The organism is Streptomyces turgidiscabies Car8, from assembly GCF_000331005.1.
In the GTDB taxonomy this organism is placed as follows: Bacteria; Actinomycetota; Actinomycetes; order Streptomycetales; family Streptomycetaceae; genus Streptomyces; species Streptomyces turgidiscabies.
The window spans coordinates 1-16944 of record NZ_AEJB01000004.1; the positions used below are offsets into that span (position 1 = coordinate 1).

General features: G+C 69.5%; 12 protein-coding genes and 1 pseudogene. 7 read left to right on the forward strand and 6 right to left on the reverse strand.

The genetic code is table 11. From position 1 onward, the window contains the following. Window positions 1-119: 119 nt before the first annotated feature. Together STRTUCAR8_RS49085 and metH are read right to left on the reverse strand one after the other, a co-directional pair. A pseudogene (locus STRTUCAR8_RS49085) lies at window positions 120-230 on the reverse strand (VOC family protein); the annotation flags it as partial. A gap of 73 nt (window positions 231-303) precedes the next feature. Continuing rightward, entirely contained in the window at window positions 304-3822 is a 3519-nt protein-coding gene (metH, locus tag STRTUCAR8_RS00070; protein ID WP_006373307.1) for a methionine synthase, read from the reverse strand. A gap of 317 nt (window positions 3823-4139) precedes the next feature. On the opposite strand from metH, the gene STRTUCAR8_RS00075 reads away from it, so the two are divergent. The 4 genes from STRTUCAR8_RS00075 to STRTUCAR8_RS00090 all read left to right on the forward strand — a co-directional run bounded on the left by STRTUCAR8_RS00075 (window position 4140) and on the right by STRTUCAR8_RS00090 (window position 9259). Further along, complete coding sequence (locus tag STRTUCAR8_RS00075) at window positions 4140-4904, forward strand: IclR family transcriptional regulator (RefSeq protein ID WP_006373298.1); 765 nt, start codon at window positions 4140-4142, stop codon at window positions 4902-4904. Window positions 4905-5217: 313 nt separating this feature from the next. Further along, window positions 5218-6003, forward strand: coding sequence for an MIP/aquaporin family protein (locus STRTUCAR8_RS00080; protein WP_006373297.1), 786 nt, complete (start codon window positions 5218-5220; stop codon window positions 6001-6003). An 81-nt stretch (window positions 6004-6084) separates the two neighbouring features. Then, window positions 6085-7635 (forward strand): glycerol kinase GlpK, encoded by a 1551-nt coding sequence (glpK, locus tag STRTUCAR8_RS00085; protein ID WP_006373302.1) that lies wholly within the window; start codon window positions 6085-6087, stop codon window positions 7633-7635. 7 nt (window positions 7636-7642) lie between these two features. Then, window positions 7643-9259, forward strand: coding sequence for a glycerol-3-phosphate dehydrogenase/oxidase (locus tag STRTUCAR8_RS00090; RefSeq protein ID WP_006373305.1), 1617 nt, complete (start codon window positions 7643-7645; stop codon window positions 9257-9259). Between the two features lie 106 nt (window positions 9260-9365). On the opposite strand, the gene mtnK is transcribed toward STRTUCAR8_RS00090, so the two are convergent. From mtnK to STRTUCAR8_RS00110, 4 genes are all read right to left on the reverse strand, one after another. Continuing rightward, a complete protein-coding gene (gene mtnK, locus STRTUCAR8_RS00095; protein WP_006373294.1) occupies window positions 9366-10535 on the reverse strand; it encodes an S-methyl-5-thioribose kinase in 1170 nt (389 codons plus the stop codon). A gap of 11 nt (window positions 10536-10546) precedes the next feature. Continuing rightward, window positions 10547-11593 (reverse strand): ABC transporter permease, encoded by a 1047-nt coding sequence (locus STRTUCAR8_RS00100; RefSeq protein ID WP_006373295.1) that lies wholly within the window; start codon window positions 11591-11593, stop codon window positions 10547-10549. Between the two features lie 169 nt (window positions 11594-11762). Continuing rightward, window positions 11763-13331 carry a sugar ABC transporter ATP-binding protein gene (locus STRTUCAR8_RS00105; protein WP_006373303.1) on the reverse strand — a complete coding sequence of 523 codons (1569 nt, stop codon included), beginning with the start codon at window positions 13329-13331 and terminating at the stop codon, window positions 11763-11765. Then, complete coding sequence (locus tag STRTUCAR8_RS00110; RefSeq protein WP_006373299.1) at window positions 13318-14415, reverse strand: substrate-binding domain-containing protein; 1098 nt, start codon at window positions 14413-14415, stop codon at window positions 13318-13320. Before STRTUCAR8_RS00110 ends, STRTUCAR8_RS00105 begins: the two co-directional genes overlap by 14 nt. 580 nt (window positions 14416-14995) lie before the next feature. Here STRTUCAR8_RS00110 and STRTUCAR8_RS00115 point away from each other — a divergent pair. The 3 genes from STRTUCAR8_RS00115 to mtnB are packed head-to-tail and all read left to right on the forward strand — an operon-like array spanning window position 14996 to window position 16934. Continuing rightward, window positions 14996-15595, forward strand: coding sequence for a 1,2-dihydroxy-3-keto-5-methylthiopentene dioxygenase (locus STRTUCAR8_RS00115; RefSeq protein ID WP_006373296.1), 600 nt, complete (start codon window positions 14996-14998; stop codon window positions 15593-15595). Continuing rightward, window positions 15592-16329, forward strand: coding sequence for an acireductone synthase (gene mtnC / locus STRTUCAR8_RS00120; protein WP_006373300.1), 738 nt, complete (start codon window positions 15592-15594; stop codon window positions 16327-16329). Before STRTUCAR8_RS00115 ends, mtnC begins: the two co-directional genes overlap by 4 nt. After that, a complete protein-coding gene (mtnB, locus tag STRTUCAR8_RS00125) occupies window positions 16326-16934 on the forward strand; it encodes a methylthioribulose 1-phosphate dehydratase (protein ID WP_006373304.1) in 609 nt (202 codons plus the stop codon). Before mtnC ends, mtnB begins: the two co-directional genes overlap by 4 nt. Window positions 16935-16944: the final 10 nt, after the last annotated feature.

Consider the following 16944-nt stretch of genomic DNA (forward strand, 5'->3'; position numbering starts at 1 on the left):
CCGTGCTCACGCGCGTCCATGGGGGCATCGTCGCGTGCGTCGACACGGTCCGCCACCGGTTTTCGGGGCCGGCGCGGGGCCTTCCCCCTGTCGCCGACCGCCAGTTGTTCCCCATACTGCGCTTGGTGCACGATCTGGATCAGGTTGCCGCAGGTGTTGTCGAGCACAGCTGTGGTGACCGGGCCCATCTCCCGCGCCTCCTGGGTGAAGCGCACGCCCCCCCCGGGCAGCCAGTGCACATAGGGCAACCGGCCTGCGGTGGACGTCAAGTGTACGTCTTGTCCGATCAGCGTGCGCTGGAACTCAGCGTGCGTTGAAGTACTTCGCCTCGGGGTGGTGGATCACGATGGCGTCGGTGGACTGCTCGGGGTGGAGCTGGAACTCCTCGGAGAGGTGGACGCCGATGCGCTCGGGCTGCAGGAGGTCGGCGATCTTGGCGCGGTCCTCCAGGTCGGGGCAGGCGCCGTAGCCGAGGGAGAAGCGGGCGCCCCGGTACTTGAGGGCGAACATGTCCTCGACGTCTGCCGGGTCCTCGCCGGCGAAGCCCAGTTCGGAGCGGACCCGTGCGTGCCAGTACTCGGCGAGCGCCTCTGCCAACTGGACGGACAGGCCGTGCAGTTCGAGGTAGTCGCGGTAGGCGTTGGCCTCGAAGAGCTTGGCGGTCTCCTCGCCGATGCGGTTGCCCATGGTGACGATCTGGAGGCCGACGACGTCCGTCTCGCCGGACTCCTCCGGGCGGAAGAAGTCGGCCAGGCACAGCCGGCGGCCACGACGCTGGCGCGGGAACGTGAAGCGCGTCCGCTCGTTGCCCTGCTCGTCGAGGATGATCAGGTCGTCGTCCTTGGAGACGCATGGGAAATAGCCGTAGACGACGGCCGCCTCCAGCAGGCTCTCCGTCTGGAGCTTGTCCAGGAGGCCGCGCAGCCGGGGCCGGCCCTCGGTCTCGGCCAGCTCCTCGTAGGTGGGGCCGTCGCCGGCGCGGGCCTGCTTGAGGCCCCACTGGCCCTTGAAGAGGGCGCCCTCGTCGAGCCAGCTCGCGTACTCCTTGAGCTGGATGCCCTTGATGACCCGCGTGCCCTGGAAGGGCGGGGTGGGGACCGGGTTGTCGGTGGCGACGTCGGAGCGGACGTGGCCCTCCTCGGGACGCTCCTCGACCACCGTGTCGGCCGCGCTCGCGCGGACGCGGCGCTGCTTGAGCTCCGGCAGCTTGGCGCCGGGGACACCGCGCTTCACGCCGATCAGGGCGTCCATCAGGCGCAGGCCCTCGAAGGCGTCGCGGGCGTAGCGGACCTCGCCCTCGTAGATCTCGTGCAGGTCCTGCTCGACGTAGGCGCGGGTGAGGGCGGCGCCCCCCAGGATGACCGGGTAGTCGGCGGCCAGCTTGCGCTGGTTGAGCTCCTGGAGGTTCTCCTTCATGATCACCGTGGACTTGACCAGCAGGCCCGACATGCCGATGACGTCGGCGCGGTGCTCCTGCGCGGCTTCGAGGATCGCGGAGACCGGCTGCTTGATGCCGATGTTGACCACGTTGTAGCCGTTGTTGGTGAGGATGATGTCCACGAGGTTCTTGCCGATGTCGTGGACGTCCCCGCGCACGGTGGCCAGCACAATCGTGCCCTTGCCCTCGGCGTCGGACTTCTCCATGTGCGGTTCGAGGTGGGCGACGGCCGTCTTCATGACCTCGGCGGACTGCAGCACGAAGGGCAGCTGCATCTGGCCGGAGCCGAAGAGCTCGCCGACGACCTTCATGCCCTCCAGGAGGGTGTCGTTGACGATGTCGAGGGCGGCGCGGGTCGTCAGGGCCTCGTCGAGGTCGGCCTCCAGGCCGTTCTTCTCCCCGTCGATGATCCGGCGCTGCAGCCGCTCGTCGAGGGGCAGGGCGGCGAGTTCCTCGGCGCGGCCGTCCTTCATCGACTTGGTGTTGACGCCCTCGAAGAGGGCCATCAGCTTCTGCAGCGGGTCGTAGTCCTCGGCCCGCCGGTCGTACACCAGATCGAGGGCCGTGGTCACCTCCTCGTCGCTGAAGCGGGCGATGGGGAGGATCTTCGACGCGTGCACGATCGCCGAGTCGAGACCGGCCTTGACGCACTCGTCGAGGAAGACCGAGTTCAGCAGGATGCGGGCGGCCGGGTTCAGACCGAAGGAGATGTTGGACAGGCCGAGGGTGGTCTGGACGTCCGGGCGGCGGCGCTTGAGTTCGCGGATCGCCTCGATCGTGGCGATGCCGTCCTTGCGGGACTCCTCCTGGCCCGTACAGATCGTGAAGGTGAGGGTGTCGATGAGGATGTCCGACTCGCGGATCCCCCAGTTCGCCGTCAGGTCCTCGATCAGGCGCTCGGCGATGGCGACCTTGTGCTCGACGGTGCGGGCCTGGCCCTCCTCGTCGATGGTCAGCGCGATCAGCGCGGAGCCGTGCTCCTGGGCGAGCCGGGTGACTTTCGCGAAGCGGGACTCCGGTCCGTCGCCGTCCTCGTAGTTCACCGAGTTGATGACGGCGCGGCCGCCGAGCTTCTCGAGGCCCGCCTGGAGAACGGGAACCTCGGTGGAGTCCAGGACGATCGGCAGGGTGGAGGCGGTGGCGAAGCGGCCCGCCAGCTCCCGCATGTCGGCGACGCCGTCGCGGCCCACGTAGTCGACGCAGAGGTCGAGCATGTGCGCGCCCTCGCGGATCTGGTCGCGGGCCATCTCGACACAGTCGTCCCAGCGGGCCTCCAGCATGGCCTCGCGGAACTTCTTGGAACCGTTGGCGTTGGTGCGCTCACCGATCGCCATGTACGCGGTGTCCTGGCGGAACGGCACGGTCTGGTAGAGCGAGGCGGCGCCGGGCTCGGGCTGCGGGCGGCGCTCGACGGGCGTGGCGCCCTGCACGCGCTCCACGAGCTTGCGCAGGTGTTCCGGGGTGGTACCGCAGCAGCCGCCGACCAGGTTCAGGCCGTAGTCGTGCACGAAGGTGTCCTGGGCGTCGGCCAGGCCCTCGGGATCGAGCGGGAAGTGGGCGCCGTCCTTGGTCAGGATCGGCAGGCCCGCGTTGGGCATGCAGAGCAGCGGGGTGCGCGAGTGGCGGGACAGATAGCGCAGGTGCTCGCTCATCTCGGCGGGGCCGGTCGAGCAGTTCAGCCCGATCATGTCGATCCCGAGCGGTTCGAGCGCGGTCAGCGCGGCACCGATCTCCGAGCCGAGCAGCATCGTGCCAGTGGTCTCGAAGGCCATCGAGACCAGCAGAGGCACGTCGAGACCGGTGGCCTCCATGGCGCGGCGGGCGCCCACGATCGACGACTTCGTCTGGAGGAGGTCCTGCGTGGTCTCCACGATCAGGGCATCGGCGCCACCGGCCAGGAGTCCCTCCGCGTTCGCCTGGAAGCCGTCGCGGAGAGTGAGGTAGTCGATGTGACCGAGGGACGGCAGCTTGGTGCCGGGGCCGATCGAGCCGAGGACCCAGCGCTGACGGCCGTCGCGGGCGCCGAACTCGTCGGCGGTCTCGCGGGCGATGCGGGCACCGGCCTCGGACAGCTCGTACACGCGTCCCGCGATGTCGTACTCGGCCGCCGCCGTATGGTTCGCACCGAACGTGTTCGTCTCGACGCAGTCCACGCCCACCGAGAAGTACGCCTCGTGCACGCTGCGCACGATGTCCGGGCGGGTGATGTTGAGGACCTCGTTGCAGCCCTCGAGCTGCTGGAAGTCGTCCAGCGTCGGGTCCTGCGCCTGCAGCATGGTGCCCATCGCACCGTCGGCCACCACCACTCGGGTGGCGAGCGCGTCCCGGAGGGCGGACACACGGGTCCTGCTGTCGGTGGAAGGGGCGGACGACGAGGCGGCCATGTAAGGGCTCCCTGGAGTGCGACGGCTGTCGGCTTTGCGCCTTCCCGGGGAAGACGCACGCGGCCAGGGTAGCCCGGTGCGGGGCCGTATGGTCAGGGCGTCCACGGGACGGACGTACGTGGCGCGTGCGCCATGGCCGAAAAGGCCCCTGGGGGCGGGCGTGGCGTCGGCCCCGATGTGCGCGAGATGTACGAGGGATGTAACAGGTGTCGACGCACCATTGGCGGGTGGTCGACATGGACCGGTAGTGTTCGACATTGCCGAACGGTGGCAGTGAACGCCGCGCGAGCGGCCGAGGGGACGGAGGCAGGACGGCGATGGCACGGAACATCCAGTCGCTCGAACGGGCGGCGGCGATGCTGCGGCTCCTCGCGGGCGGCGAGCGTCGGCTCGGTCTCTCGGACATCGCTTCGTCCCTCGACCTGGCCAAGGGCACCGCCCACGGCATCCTGCGCACCCTCCAGCACGAGGGGTTCGTCGAGCAGGAGGCCGCCTCCGGGCGCTATCAGCTGGGCGCCGAACTGCTGCGTCTGGGCACCACCTACCTGGACGTCCACGAGCTGCGCGCGCGTGCCCTGGTGTGGACCGACGACCTGGCCCGTTCCAGCGGCGAGAGTGTCCACCTGGGGGTGCTGCACCAGCAGGGCGTGCTGATCGTGCACCACGTCTTCCGCCCCGACGACAGCCGGCAGGTGCTGGAGGTCGGGGCCATGCAGCCCCTGCACTCCACGGCCCTGGGCAAGGTCCTGTCGGCCTACGACCCGGTAGCGCACAGCGAGGTCCTGGAGGCCGAGCGCAAGACGTTCACCGACCGGACGATCAGTGACCTGGAAGGCTTCGAGGGCGTCCTGGACCTCACCCGCGCGCGCGGGTACGCGGCCGACGTCGAGGAGACCTGGGAGGGCGTCTCGTCCATCGCCGCCCCGATCCACGACCGGCGGCGGATGCCGGTCGGCGCGGTGGCCGTCACGGGTGCGGTGGAACGGCTCTGCCGCGAGGGCGAGCTGCGTCCCGAGCTGATCGCGGCGGTGCGGGACTGCGCCCGCGCGGTGTCCCGGGATCTGGGCGCGGGACGGTTCTGACCCGACCCGATCCAACCGACAGGTTCTGAACTTTCGTACGAGAACGGCCGGGACATCTTGGATGTTCCGGTCTTTTCGTGTGCGGGGCGTGTGCGGGCGGACGCGGGTCGCGACCGGCTCAAGATCGATAGCTCACAGCAATCAATAACGATCGTGTTTTCGATAACAGAGCTCTTGACGTGCATGTAACGCGGGGACAAGACTCCCGTCCATCGGTCGACATTGCCGAACACTGACCGGCAATAGGCGTTAGAGTGTGACAACGCCAAGGGCCGGCAGCTCTCCCTCTGGACGAAGGACAAAGGAGTCGCGGGTGTCCAGCTCCGACATCTTCATCGGCGAGACCATCGGTACCGCCATACTCATCCTGCTCGGCGGCGGCGTCTGTGCCGCCGTGACGCTGAAGGCCTCCAAGGCCCGCAACGCCGGCTGGCTGGCCATCACCTTCGGGTGGGGTTTCGCCGTACTGACGGCCGTCTACACCTCGGCACCGCTCTCCGGTGCCCACCTCAACCCGGCCGTGACTCTCGCGCTCGCCCTCAAGAAGGACGGCATCGACTGGAGCGACGTCCCGATCTACTGGGGCGGGCAGCTGCTCGGCGCCATGATCGGCGCCTCCCTGGTCTGGATCGCCTACTACGGCCAGTTCCTCGCGCACCTGACCGACAAGGAGATCGTCGGCACTCCGGCCGCGAAGGCCGTCGAGGCGCAGGAGAAGGGCGCCGGCCCGGTCCTGGGCATCTTCTCCACCGGCCCCGAGATCCGCGTCGCCTGGCAGAACGTGGCCACGGAGGTCATCGGCACGATCGTGCTGGTGCTCGCCGTCCTCACGCAGGGTCTCAACGACAGCGGCAAGGGCCTCGGTGTCCTGGGTGCCCTGATCACCTCGCTCGTCGTGGTCTCCATCGGTCTGTCCCTCGGTGGTCCGACCGGCTACGCGATCAACCCCGCCCGTGACCTCGGTCCGCGCATCGTCCACGCTCTTCTGCCCCTGCCCAACAAGGGCGGCTCGGACTGGTCCTACGCCTGGGTCCCGGTGGTCGGTCCGCTGATCGGCGGCGCGATCGCTGCAGGCATCTACAACGTCGCTTTTGCTTAGAGCAGCCAGAACACCTGAGGCAGCCTTGAGCACCAACGCCGTAAGCCAGCCCCTCACCCACGGACCTTTCAGGAGCACACAGTGACCGACGACGCGCACACCGCCGGCCCGTTCATCGCGGCCATCGACCAGGGCACCACCTCCAGCCGCTGCATCGTCTTCGACCGGGACGGCCGGATCGTCTCCGTCGACCAGAAGGAGCACGAGCAGATCTTCCCGAAGCCGGGCTGGGTCGAGCACGACGCGACCGAGATCTGGACGAACGTCGAGGAGGTCGTCGCCGGAGCCATCTCCAAGGCCGGCATCACCCGCGACGACATCAAGGCCATCGGCATCACCAACCAGCGCGAGACGACGCTGCTGTGGGACAAGAACACCGGTGAGCCCGTCCACAACGCCATCGTCTGGCAGGACACCCGTACCGACACGCTCTGCAAGGAGCTGGGCCGCAACGTCGGGCAGGATCGTTTCCGCCGTGAGACCGGCCTCCCGCTGGCCTCGTACTTCGCCGGGCCCAAGGCCCGCTGGCTGCTCGACAACGTCGAGGGTCTGCGCGCCCGCGCCGAGGCCGGGGACATCCTCTTCGGCACCATGGACAGCTGGGTCATCTGGAACCTGACGGGCGGTGTCAACGGCGGTCACCACGTCACCGACGTCACCAACGCCTCCCGCACCATGCTGATGAACCTGCACACGCTGGAGTGGGACCCGAAGATCGCCGAGTCCATCGGCGTACCGCTGTCGATGCTCCCGGAGATCCGCTCCTCCGCCGAGGTGTACGGCGAGGTCACCGGCGGCAAGCTGGGCGACCTGCTCGGCGGCATCCCGGTCGCCTCCGCACTCGGCGACCAGCAGGCGGCCCTGTTCGGCCAGACCTGTTTCGCCGAGGGCGAGGCCAAGTCGACGTACGGCACCGGCACGTTCATGCTGATGAACACCGGCGACAAGATCATCAACTCCTACAGCGGCCTGCTGACCACGGTCGGCTACCGCATCGGCGACCAGGCCCCGGTCTACGCCCTGGAGGGCTCGATCGCGGTCACCGGTTCGCTGGTGCAGTGGATGCGCGACCAGATGGGCCTGATCTCCACCGCCGCCGAGATCGAGACGCTCGCGTCGTCGGTCGAGGACAACGGCGGCGCCTACTTCGTGCCGGCCTTCTCCGGTCTGTTCGCCCCGTACTGGCGCTCCGACGCCCGCGGTGTGATCGCCGGTCTGACCCGGTACGTCACCAAGGCGCACCTCGCGCGCGCCGTGCTGGAGGCCACCGCCTGGCAGACCCGTGAGATCACGGACGCCATGACCAAGGACTCGGGCGTCGAGCTCGCGGCCCTCAAGGTCGACGGCGGCATGACCTCCAACAACCTGCTGATGCAGACCCTCTCGGACTTCCTGGACGCGCCGGTGGTGCGTCCGATGGTCGCCGAGACGACCTGCCTCGGTGCCGCCTACGCCGCCGGTCTCGCCGTCGGCTTCTGGACCAACACCGACGACCTGCGCGCCAACTGGCGCCGGGCCGCCGAGTGGACCCCCAACATGGACGCGGAAAAGCGCGACCGTGAGTACAAGAGCTGGCTCAAGGCCGTCGAGCGGTCCATGGGCTGGCTCGAAGACAGCTCTGTCGAGGAGTAAGAAACACATGACCAGCCAGTCCACCCTGCAGTCCGTGCCTGCCCTCGGTACGCACCCGGCCTTCGGCACGAACCCGAGCCGCGCCGAGACCCGGGAGCAGCTTTCCAAGGCGACGTACGACCTTCTCGTGATCGGCGGTGGCATCCTCGGCATCTCGACGGCCTGGCATGCCGCGCAGTCCGGGCTGCGGGTGGCTCTGGTCGACGCCGGCGACTTCGCCGGCGCCACCTCCTCCGCCTCCTCCAAGCTTCTCCACGGCGGTCTGCGCTATCTGCAGACCGGCGCGGTGAAGCTGGTGGCGGAGAACCACTTCGAGCGCCGTGCGGTGTCCCGTCAGGTGGCTCCCCACCTGGCCAATCCGCTCACGTTCTACCTCCCCGTGTACAAGGGCGGGCCGCACGGCGCGGCGAAGCTCGGGGCGGGCGTCTTCGCCTACTCCGCCCTGTCGGCCTTCGGTGACGGCGTCGGCCACCTGCTGTCGCCGGCCAAGGCCGCGCAGGACGTGCCCGAGCTGCGCACCGAGAACCTCAAGGCCGTGGCCGTGTACGGCGACGGTCAGATGAACGACGCGCGCATGGCGCTCATGACGGTCCGTGCGGCCGTCGAGGCGGGCGCTGTCGTGCTCAACCACGCCGAGGTGTCCGGCCTGCGCTTCACAGGCGGCCGGGTCACCGGCGCGGACCTGCGCGACCGGCTCTCCGGTGACGACTTCGGCGTCAACGCGCGGCTCGTGCTCAACGCGACCGGCCCCTGGGTCGACCACCTGCGCAGGATGGAGAACCCCGACGCGGCGCCGTCCATCCGGCTGTCGAAGGGCGCGCACCTGGTCCTGAAGCGGACGTCTCCGTGGAAGGCCGCGCTGGCGACCCCGATCGACAAGTACCGCATCACCTTCGCCCTCCCGTGGGAGGACATGCTGCTGCTCGGCACGACCGACGAGGAGTTCGAGGGCGACCCGGCGGACGTCTCCGTCACCGAGAAGGACACGGCGCAGATCCTCGACGAGGCCGCGTTCTCCGTCCGCGACCAGCAGCTGTCGCGCGACCTGATCACGTACTCCTTCGCGGGTCTGCGCGTGCTTCCCGGTGGCCCCGGTGACACGGCGAAGGCCAAGCGGGAGACGGTCGTGACCGAGGGCAGGGGCGGCATGCTGTCCGTCTCGGGCGGCAAGTGGACGACCTTCCGGCACATCGGCCGTACGGTCATGGAGAAGCTGGAGACGTTGCCGGGCCGTCCGCTGGGTGACGACTTCGAGCCGATCTCCCAGCTGCCGAAGAAGATGCCGCTGCCGGGGGTCGCGAACCCGCGTGCGGTCGCTCACCGGCTGCTGGTGGACAGCCCGGCGCCCGGGCCGCGTATGGGTGCCGACACGGCGAAGCACCTGGCGACGCACTACGGGTCGCTGGCGTTCGACATCGCGCGTCTCGCCAATGAGAACCCTGAGTTGGGTGAGCGGGTGCATGCTGATGCGCCGGAGATCTGGGCGCAGGTGGTTTATGCGCGGGACAACGAGTGGGCCGAGACCGCGGATGATGTACTGCGGCGTCGGACTACGTTGACTATTCGGGGGCTTGCGACGGACGAGGTCCGTTCCAAGGTTCAGGATCTGCTCGACAAGAAGTAGGCGGTACGGCGTTGAAGGGGCGGCTCCTCTTGTTGGGGGCCGCCCTTCTTCGTTGTGTTTTGTCTGCGGGTGCGTTGTGGCTCGTCGCGCAGTTCCCCGCGCCCCTTCAGGGCGCTTCCACTACCGCCCTTACATCGTTCGGGTTGTTCAACTCGCCTCTACGGACGATCAGTTCGCGGCCGATCAGTAGTGCTCGGCGGGAGGCTGGCACCGGGTCCGGGAGTGTCGTCAGGTCGGTCAGGTGGGCGAAGCCGATGATTCTGCGGATGATCTCGGTGCCCGCGTAGCCCACCGATTCCGTCCAGATTCGGCCGAGGAAGCGGTCCAGGTACGCGTCGTCGAAGAAGGTGTCGGTTCGGGTTCGCCACAGGTGGCGGAACTCGGACTCGAACGCGGTCCAGGACAGGGCCAGTTGGTCGGCGTGGTCGGTCAAGGAGTCGAGCGCGCGGGCCCGTTCCGCCGAGACCAGGGTGTTGGCCCAGTAGAGGCCGAGGTCGTAGCCGATCGGGCCGACGAAGGAGAACTCGGGGTCGAAGACCCGTACCACCGGGGTGCCTTCGCGTTCGCCGACCATGACGCTGCCGGTGTGCAGGTCGCCGTGGAGGAGGGCCTGGGCGCTGGTCATGAAGGTGTGGCGGAGGTCGGCGACCTCCGTGCGGAGCCTCGCGTCGGCGCGGAACTCGGCAGCCAGGTCGTCCAGGCCCTCGTGCCAGTGGTTGTGTTCGTGTTCGATGTACGGCTCGGCGAGGACCACGTCCTCCGTGATCTTGCACAGCTCCGGGCTCACCGAGGCGGCCAGCAGCGCCTTGCGGTCCGCCGTCTCCATGCCGAAGTCGCTGGTCGCGAACGTCAGTTGGGCGACGAACTCGCCGATCCGGGCGGAGGTGTGCGGGCCGTACGAGGCGCCCTCGTTGAGGAGGGTGCGCAGGACCTCCAGGTCCGACATGTCCTCCATGACGAGGGCGTAGTTCTCCGGGTCGTACCCGAGGATCGCCGGGATCTTGTCGGGGGCGACCTTGGCGACCTGCTCGTACGCCCGTGCCTCGGCGTCGGCGCGCTCGGGGCTCATCGGCCAGGACGGGCCGGCCACCCGGACCCAGGGCAGGGCCTGCTTGACGGCCAGGCTGCGGGTGCCGTCGGTGGACCTGGCGAGGAACACACGGTTCATGTTGCCGTCGGAGACCTCGCGGACCTCGATGTCCGCCGGGTTCGCCCAGTGGCCGCGCTCGTTCAGGTACGCGGGGACGTCGGCCGGCTCCAGGATGCGGTAGCCCATCGTGAACCTCCTTATGCGGTGCGGCGCTTGGACAGGGTGAAGCTGAAGACCAGGGCGAGGATCAGGACGGCGCCCTCGACCACGTCCTGTGTGTAGTACGGCAGGCCCTTGATGGTCAGGCCGGTGGTGATGATGCCGATGAGGACCGCGCCCAGGGCGGTGCCCCAGACGTTCGGGCGTCCCCGGCCGAGGACCGAGGTGCCGACCAGGGCGACGGCGACGGCTTCGAGGAGCTGGGAGGTGCCCGCGGAGACGTCTCCCTGGCCGATGCGGGCGGCCAGGATCAGGCCGCCGATCGAGGCGAGGACGCCGGAAAGGACGTACGCCAGCCCCCGGTACGCGCCGACGCGGATGCCTGCCAGGCGGGAGGCCTCGGGGTTGGCACCGATCGCGTACAGCACGCGGCCCCAGCGGGTGCGGGCCAGGAACACCCAGGCGACGACCGTGAGGGCGCCGAAGATGACCACGGAGACGGGGATGCCGAGGATCGTGCCCCGGTCGATGCGCAGGAAGCCCTCGGTGAACCTGCCGGGGGCCGTCGTGCCGTCGGACCGGGTCATGCCGGGGGTGATGGACTGGCCGTCGACCAGGATGAGTTTGGTGCCCTGGATGACGAACATGGTGCCCAGCGTGGCCAGCATGTCGGGGATCTTGAGGACGACGATGAGCAGGGCGTTGAGCAGACCCGCGAGCGCTCCCGCGACGATCACCGCGATGATCGCGACCACGCCGACCTGGTTGTAGCTGACCATCGTCTTCGCGGCGACGGTCACCCCGAGCCCGGCCACCGCGCCGACCGACATGTCCATTCCGCCCACGGCCATGGTGAGTGTGACCCCGAGGCCGAGGATCGCGGCGACGGAGACGTACCTGAGGGTGTCGAGGAGGGTCGCTGAGTCACGGAAGGACGGCTCGCTCAGCGCGAAGTACGTGAAGAGCGTGACGGTGACGAAGACGAAGCCGTACTTGATGACCGCGTTCTGGATGCGGGGGCCTGCGGCGGCGAGCGTGGACGGGGTCGCCGTCTTCGCCGGGGCAGCGCTCTGGGTGGTGGTCATGGGGTGCTTTCTGGGGTGGCGTGGGGAGTGGCTGGCGTGGAGTGGACGGTGACGAGTGGCGGGGCCGGGAAATTCGGGTGCGCCGCGGCGCCCCGACAGGGGCGCGGGGAACTGCGCGACCAGCCCCCACCGGCCCGCAGCCCACGAACCACGCCCCCCGCCGCCGACATCAGACCGACGCCGAGATCGTCTGGATCACACGGTCCCGTTCCGCGTCCTCGCCGTACGCGTCCAGGTGGATCTCGCCGGCCGCGAGGACGACGACCCGGTCGGCGACCTCCAGGATCTCGTCCACATCGGCCGACAGGACGAGTACCGCCGCCCCCTCCGCCGCCAGCGCACGCGCCCTGCGGCCGATGTCGCGCCGGGCGCCGATGTCCACGCCTCGGAACGGCTCGTCCAGGATGAGGACGCGGGGGCGTTCGGCGAGCCAGCGGCCGACGACGACCTTCTGCTGGTTGCCGCCGGACAGTTCCTCGACGGTGCTGTGCTCGTCCCGGGCGACGACGCCGAGGGCCTCGATGGTGTCGCGGCCGAGGGTGTCCTCCTTGGAGCGGTTGACCAGCCCGGCCGTCGAGAGGGATTTGAGGAACGGCAGCGAGATGTTCTGGGCGAGTGACCAGCCGGGGACCAGGGCGTCCGCGTGCCGGTCCTCGGGGACCAGGTGGACGCCGGCCCGGATGGCGTCGGCGGGGCGGCGGGGCGCGTAGGCCTTGCCGTCGAGTTCCACGGCGCCGGTGGCGAAGGGTTCCGCGCCGAAGAGGCCGCGGGCCAGTTCCGTCTTGCCGGCGCCCAACAGGCCGACGACGCCGGTGACTTCGCCCGCTCGCAGGTCCAGGTCCTGGGGTGTACGGCCGTCCAGGAGCCGCACGCCGCGCAGGGAGAGGAGGGTCTCGCCGGGCGCCGACTCGGCGCGGGGGCGGGCGGTGGTCGCTTCCTGGGCCTGGGCGAGCATGGCGCGCAGGGCGCTGTCCCAGTCGAAGGGCTTGACCTGGTCCTCGGTGAGACGGCCGTCTCGAAGAACGACCAGGCGGTCCGCCAGTGCGTCGATCTCGCCGAGGCGGTGGGAGACGTAGAGGACCGCGATGCCGTCGTCGCGCATTTTCTGGACCAGCGCGAACAGGCGCTCCGCTTCCGCCGCGGAGAGCGCGGAGGTCGGTTCGTCGAGGATCAGGAGCCCGGGGCGGGTGGCCAGGGCTCGGGCGAGGATCAGCAACTGGCGGTCGGAGATGCCGAGTTCGGTGACGTCCCGTTTGAGGAGGGCGTCGCTCCAGCCGAGGTCGAGGGCGGACTGGATCTCGCGGGCGCGGGCCAGCACGCGGCGCCCGTTGAGGAACGGGTTGCCGCGCGCCTGGGCCAGCTCTTCGAAGACCAGGTTCTCGGCGACGGTGAGGCCGGGCACGATGCCCTCGCCGATCCGCTGGTGCACCGTCTGGATGCCCAACTGGCGGGCGGCGAGCGGCGACTGGAGGGCGGCCCGCACCCCGTTCACCGTCACTTCGCCGCCGTGGTCCGTGTGGACGCCGGAAAGGATCTTGATGAGCGTGGACTTGCCGGCCCCGTTCGCGCCGAGCAGCGCGACGACGCTGCCCGGTGCGATGTCCAGCGAGACGGACTCCAGGACCGTTCTGCCGCCGAAGGCCATGCTGACGTCGCGCAGCCCGACCGCCGGCGGGGCCGGAGAGGCGTGGGGCGCCTTGGACGCCTCGGAGGGCTCCGACGCCTCAGTGGGCGACATTGGCGATCCAGTCGGCCGTGCTGACCTGGGAGAGGTTCAGCGCGGGCAGGGCGGCGCGCAGCTGGTCCATGTTCTGGATGTTCTTGCTCTTCAGGAAGTCCTGGGTGATGGCGACGGCCGGGAACTCGACGGAGGTCTTGTTCAGCTGTCCGGCCAGCTCCAGGGCGGCGGTACGGACGACCGCGGCGCCGACGGCGGACGGGTCGGTGCCCGCGGTGGCGACCCAGGGGCTGCCGGCGGCGGTCATGTTCTGGATGTCGGCGTTGGAGACGTCCGCGCCGAACACCTTCACCTTGTCCTGGAGCTTCTTGTTCTGGACGGCGAGGACGGTGCCCTTGGCCAGTTCGTCGTAGGGGGCGAAGATGCCCGTCACGTCCGAGTGCTGGGTGAGCGCGGCGGAGACCAGCGGCACGTTGTCCGTGGCGGTGGAGTCGGTGACCTTGCCGACCTTGAAGGCCTGCTTCCAGCCGTTGGCGTCGACCGCCGACTTCCAGACGCTGTCGCGCTTGTCGAGGGCCGCGTAGCCGGCGACGTTGACGTAGCCGACCTTGGCGTTCTCGCCGAGTTCCTTCGCCATCACGTCGAGGACGGCCTTGGCCATGCTCGCGTCGTCCTGCTCGGTGCTGACGACACCCTTCGTCGCGGTGTCGACGTCGTAGACGACGACCTTGACGCCCGTCTTCACGGCCTTGTCGATCTCGGGCTGGATCGTCGACGGGAAGCCGTGGTCCACGATGATCGCCTGCGCGCCGGAGTTGATCGCCGAGGACAGGTCGGTGGCCTGCTTGGCGTTGTCCGCCTGGGCGTCGTACACGGTCAGGTCGATGCCGAGTGCCTTGGCCTGCGCCTTGGCGCCGTTGCCCCACTGCTCGAAGTAGTCGCCGGCGCCGCTCTGGCGGACCAGCGCGACCTTGACCGTGCCCTTGTCGAAGGGGGCGGGCTTCGTGCCGGTCGCGGCGGAGGCGGAGGCGCCCGTGTCGCCGGTGTTCTCGGAGGCGTTCGTCGACTGCGAGCAGCCCGCGAGGAAGAGCGCCGAGACGGAGGCCAGCGAGAGCGCGGCGAGGGGAAGACGGGTGCGGGACATGGCGGGACTCCAGATGCGGGGCGGTACGAGAGGGAGAGAGGGATGAAGGAGCGCGATGGCCTGAAGGCGTAGGCGCGGGAGTGTCCGGCCCCGGGCGCGGGACGGCGGCGTGGAGTGGAATCCAGGCCAGGGCCGGGGGCGCCTCGGGTACTCCGGGTCAGGTCAGCGACAGCGGGCTGTGGTCGACCGGAGCAAGTCCACGTACAGCCGCCGCACGAGCAGCAGCGTCTTCATAGGGAGATCATGAGAACGTTTCCAGCCATTCGTCAAAGTCTTGGACACTGGATCTCAGCATATGGAACGCCGGATTCGTCACACTCTGACGACCAGCCGACGGGAGTTACCATCACGGAACCGGCATCCGACCCGGGACAGTGAGGCCTCCGATGATGACGACACCCTGCGCGACAGCGGTACGACGCTGTACCGACGCGCCGTGTCGCGGCTGTCGCGACTGACGACCGGCCCGTCACCGCCCTCCTGGCCCTGCCTCTGCTCCTCCCCCTTCGTCTCGCATTCCTCTCGCACGCGTTTCGCCCGTGTTCCCCCACCCCCCTCGCAGCCAACTGGAGTTGCTCCCATGACCCTGCTGACGACCTGGCCCGAGTCCGGCCCGGAGACCGTCGTGCGCCGTACCTCCGACCCCGCGGAGATCGCCGCCGCGCTGGCCCCGATCGGAGTGCGCTACGAGCAGTGGCCGATCCGCGAGGACGTGCCCGCGGACGCCGACAGCGACACCGTGTTCGCCGCGTACGGCCCGGAGATCGACAAGCTGAACGCCGAGGAGGGCTTCACCACGGTCGACGTCCTCGGTCTGCACCCGAGCGACGACCCGGAGTTCCCGGCGAAGGCGAAGGCGGCCCGCGCGAAGTTCCTCCAGGAGCACACGCACGACGACGATGACGAGGTCCGCTTCTTCGTCTCCGGCTCCGGCATCTTCTATCTACACGTGGACGGTGAGGTGCACGCCGTGTACTGCGAGAAGGGCGACCTGCTGGGGGTGCCGCGCGGCACCACCCACTGGTTCGACATGGGCACCAGCCCGGCCTTCACCGCGATCCGCTTCTTCCACGAGGAGGACGGCTGGATCGGCAACTTCACCGGCTCGCCCATCGCGTCCCGCTTCCCGGACTACGACACGATCGACGCCGGGCTCCAGCAGGACAGGGCCGCCGCGTGACGTCGCACTACGCCGTGGACGCCGTGGACGCCGTGGTGCTCGACATCGAGGGCACCACGAGCGCCACGGGGTTCGTCGTCGACGTGCTGTATCCGTACTCACGCTCTCGTTTCGGAGCACTGCTCTCGGAGCGGAGCGGTGATCCGGAGGTGGCGCGGGCGGTCGCGCAGGTGCGCGAGCTGATCGACGAGCCCGACGCGGATGCCGTGCTCGTCGAGAAGACCCTCAACACCTGGCTGGACGAGGACCGCAAGGCGACGCCCCTCAAGACGCTCCAGGGCATCATCTGGTCCGAGGGCTTCGCGCGCGGCGACCTCGTCTCGCACTTCTACGACGACGTCCTGCCGGCGTTGCGTGCCTGGCACACGGCGGGGCTCCGGCTCTACGTCTACTCCTCCGGGTCGGTCGCCGCGCAGCGCGCGTGGTTCGCGTCCACCCCGGAGGGCGACCTGCTGCCGCTCGTCTCGGGCCTGTACGACACCGAGAACGCGGGACCCAAGCAGGAACCGGAGTCGTACCGCCGTATCGCGGAGGCCACCGGCACCACCGACCCGAGCCGTCTCCTCTTCCTCTCCGACCGGCCGGGCGAGCTGGACGCGGCGCGCGCCGCCGGGTGGCGGACCGTCGGGATCCGGCGGCCCGGGGAGCCGTACTACGAGCAGGGCGTCGGGGACCACGCGCAGACGGGGTCGTTCGACGGGATCAGCATCACCAGTTCAAGGAGCACCAAGTGACCACCGACATCAGCACGCTCGACCTGGAGGAGGCGGGGGCGGTACTCGCCGCCGAGTCCGCCCGCTTCGCCTCCTTCGGCTGGATGCGGGGCACCTCCGGGAACCTGTCCGTGGTGCTGTCCCGCGATCCGCTGCTCCTCGCGGTCACCGCGAGCGGCCACGACAAGGGTGAACTTACGCCCGCCGACGTGGTGTTGGTCGATGCGCGGGGCGCGGCCGTCAACGGTGGCAAGCCGTCCGCCGAGGCCGAGCTGCACGCCCGGGTCGCCGCGCTGACCGGGGCCGGTGCGGTGGTGCACGTGCACACCGTGGCGTCGGTGGCGATGGGCCGGCGTGAACCGGGCGGGATCGTGTTCAGGGACATCGAGATGCTCAAGGGTGTCGGCCAGCCCGCCCACGACGTCGAGGTGAACCTCCCGGTCATCACCAACAGCCAGGACATGAAGGTGCTCGGCGACCGCCTGGAGGCGGCACGTGACCCCCGGATGCCGGCCGTGGTGGTCGCGGGACACGGGCTCTACGTGTGGGGGGACGACCCCCGTCAGGCCCGGCACCACACCGAAGTCGTTGAGTGGCTGCTGGAGTTGGAACTCTCGCAGCGCTGACGTCCGGCAC

Bases quoted from the DNA above. Each gene is read 5' to 3' on its own strand.
- STRTUCAR8_RS00110 (WP_006373299.1), bottom strand. From the start codon at position 14,415: ATGTCCCGCACCCGTCTTCCCCTCGCCGCGCTCTCGCTGGCCTCCGTC.
- STRTUCAR8_RS00105 (WP_006373303.1), bottom strand. From the start codon at position 13,331: ATGTCGCCCACTGAGGCGTCGGAGCCCTCCGAGGCGTCCAAGGCGCCC.
- mtnK (WP_006373294.1), bottom strand. From the start codon at position 10,535: ATGGGCTACCGCATCCTGGAGCCGGCCGACGTCCCCGCGTACCTGAAC.
- STRTUCAR8_RS00100 (WP_006373295.1), bottom strand. From the start codon at position 11,593: ATGACCACCACCCAGAGCGCTGCCCCGGCGAAGACGGCGACCCCGTCC.
- metH (WP_006373307.1), bottom strand. From the start codon at position 3,822: ATGGCCGCCTCGTCGTCCGCCCCTTCCACCGACAGCAGGACCCGTGTG.
- STRTUCAR8_RS00115 (WP_006373296.1), top strand. From the start codon at position 14,996: ATGACCCTGCTGACGACCTGGCCCGAGTCCGGCCCGGAGACCGTCGTG.
- STRTUCAR8_RS00090 (WP_006373305.1), top strand. From the start codon at position 7,643: ATGACCAGCCAGTCCACCCTGCAGTCCGTGCCTGCCCTCGGTACGCAC.
- STRTUCAR8_RS00075 (WP_006373298.1), top strand. From the start codon at position 4,140: ATGGCACGGAACATCCAGTCGCTCGAACGGGCGGCGGCGATGCTGCGG.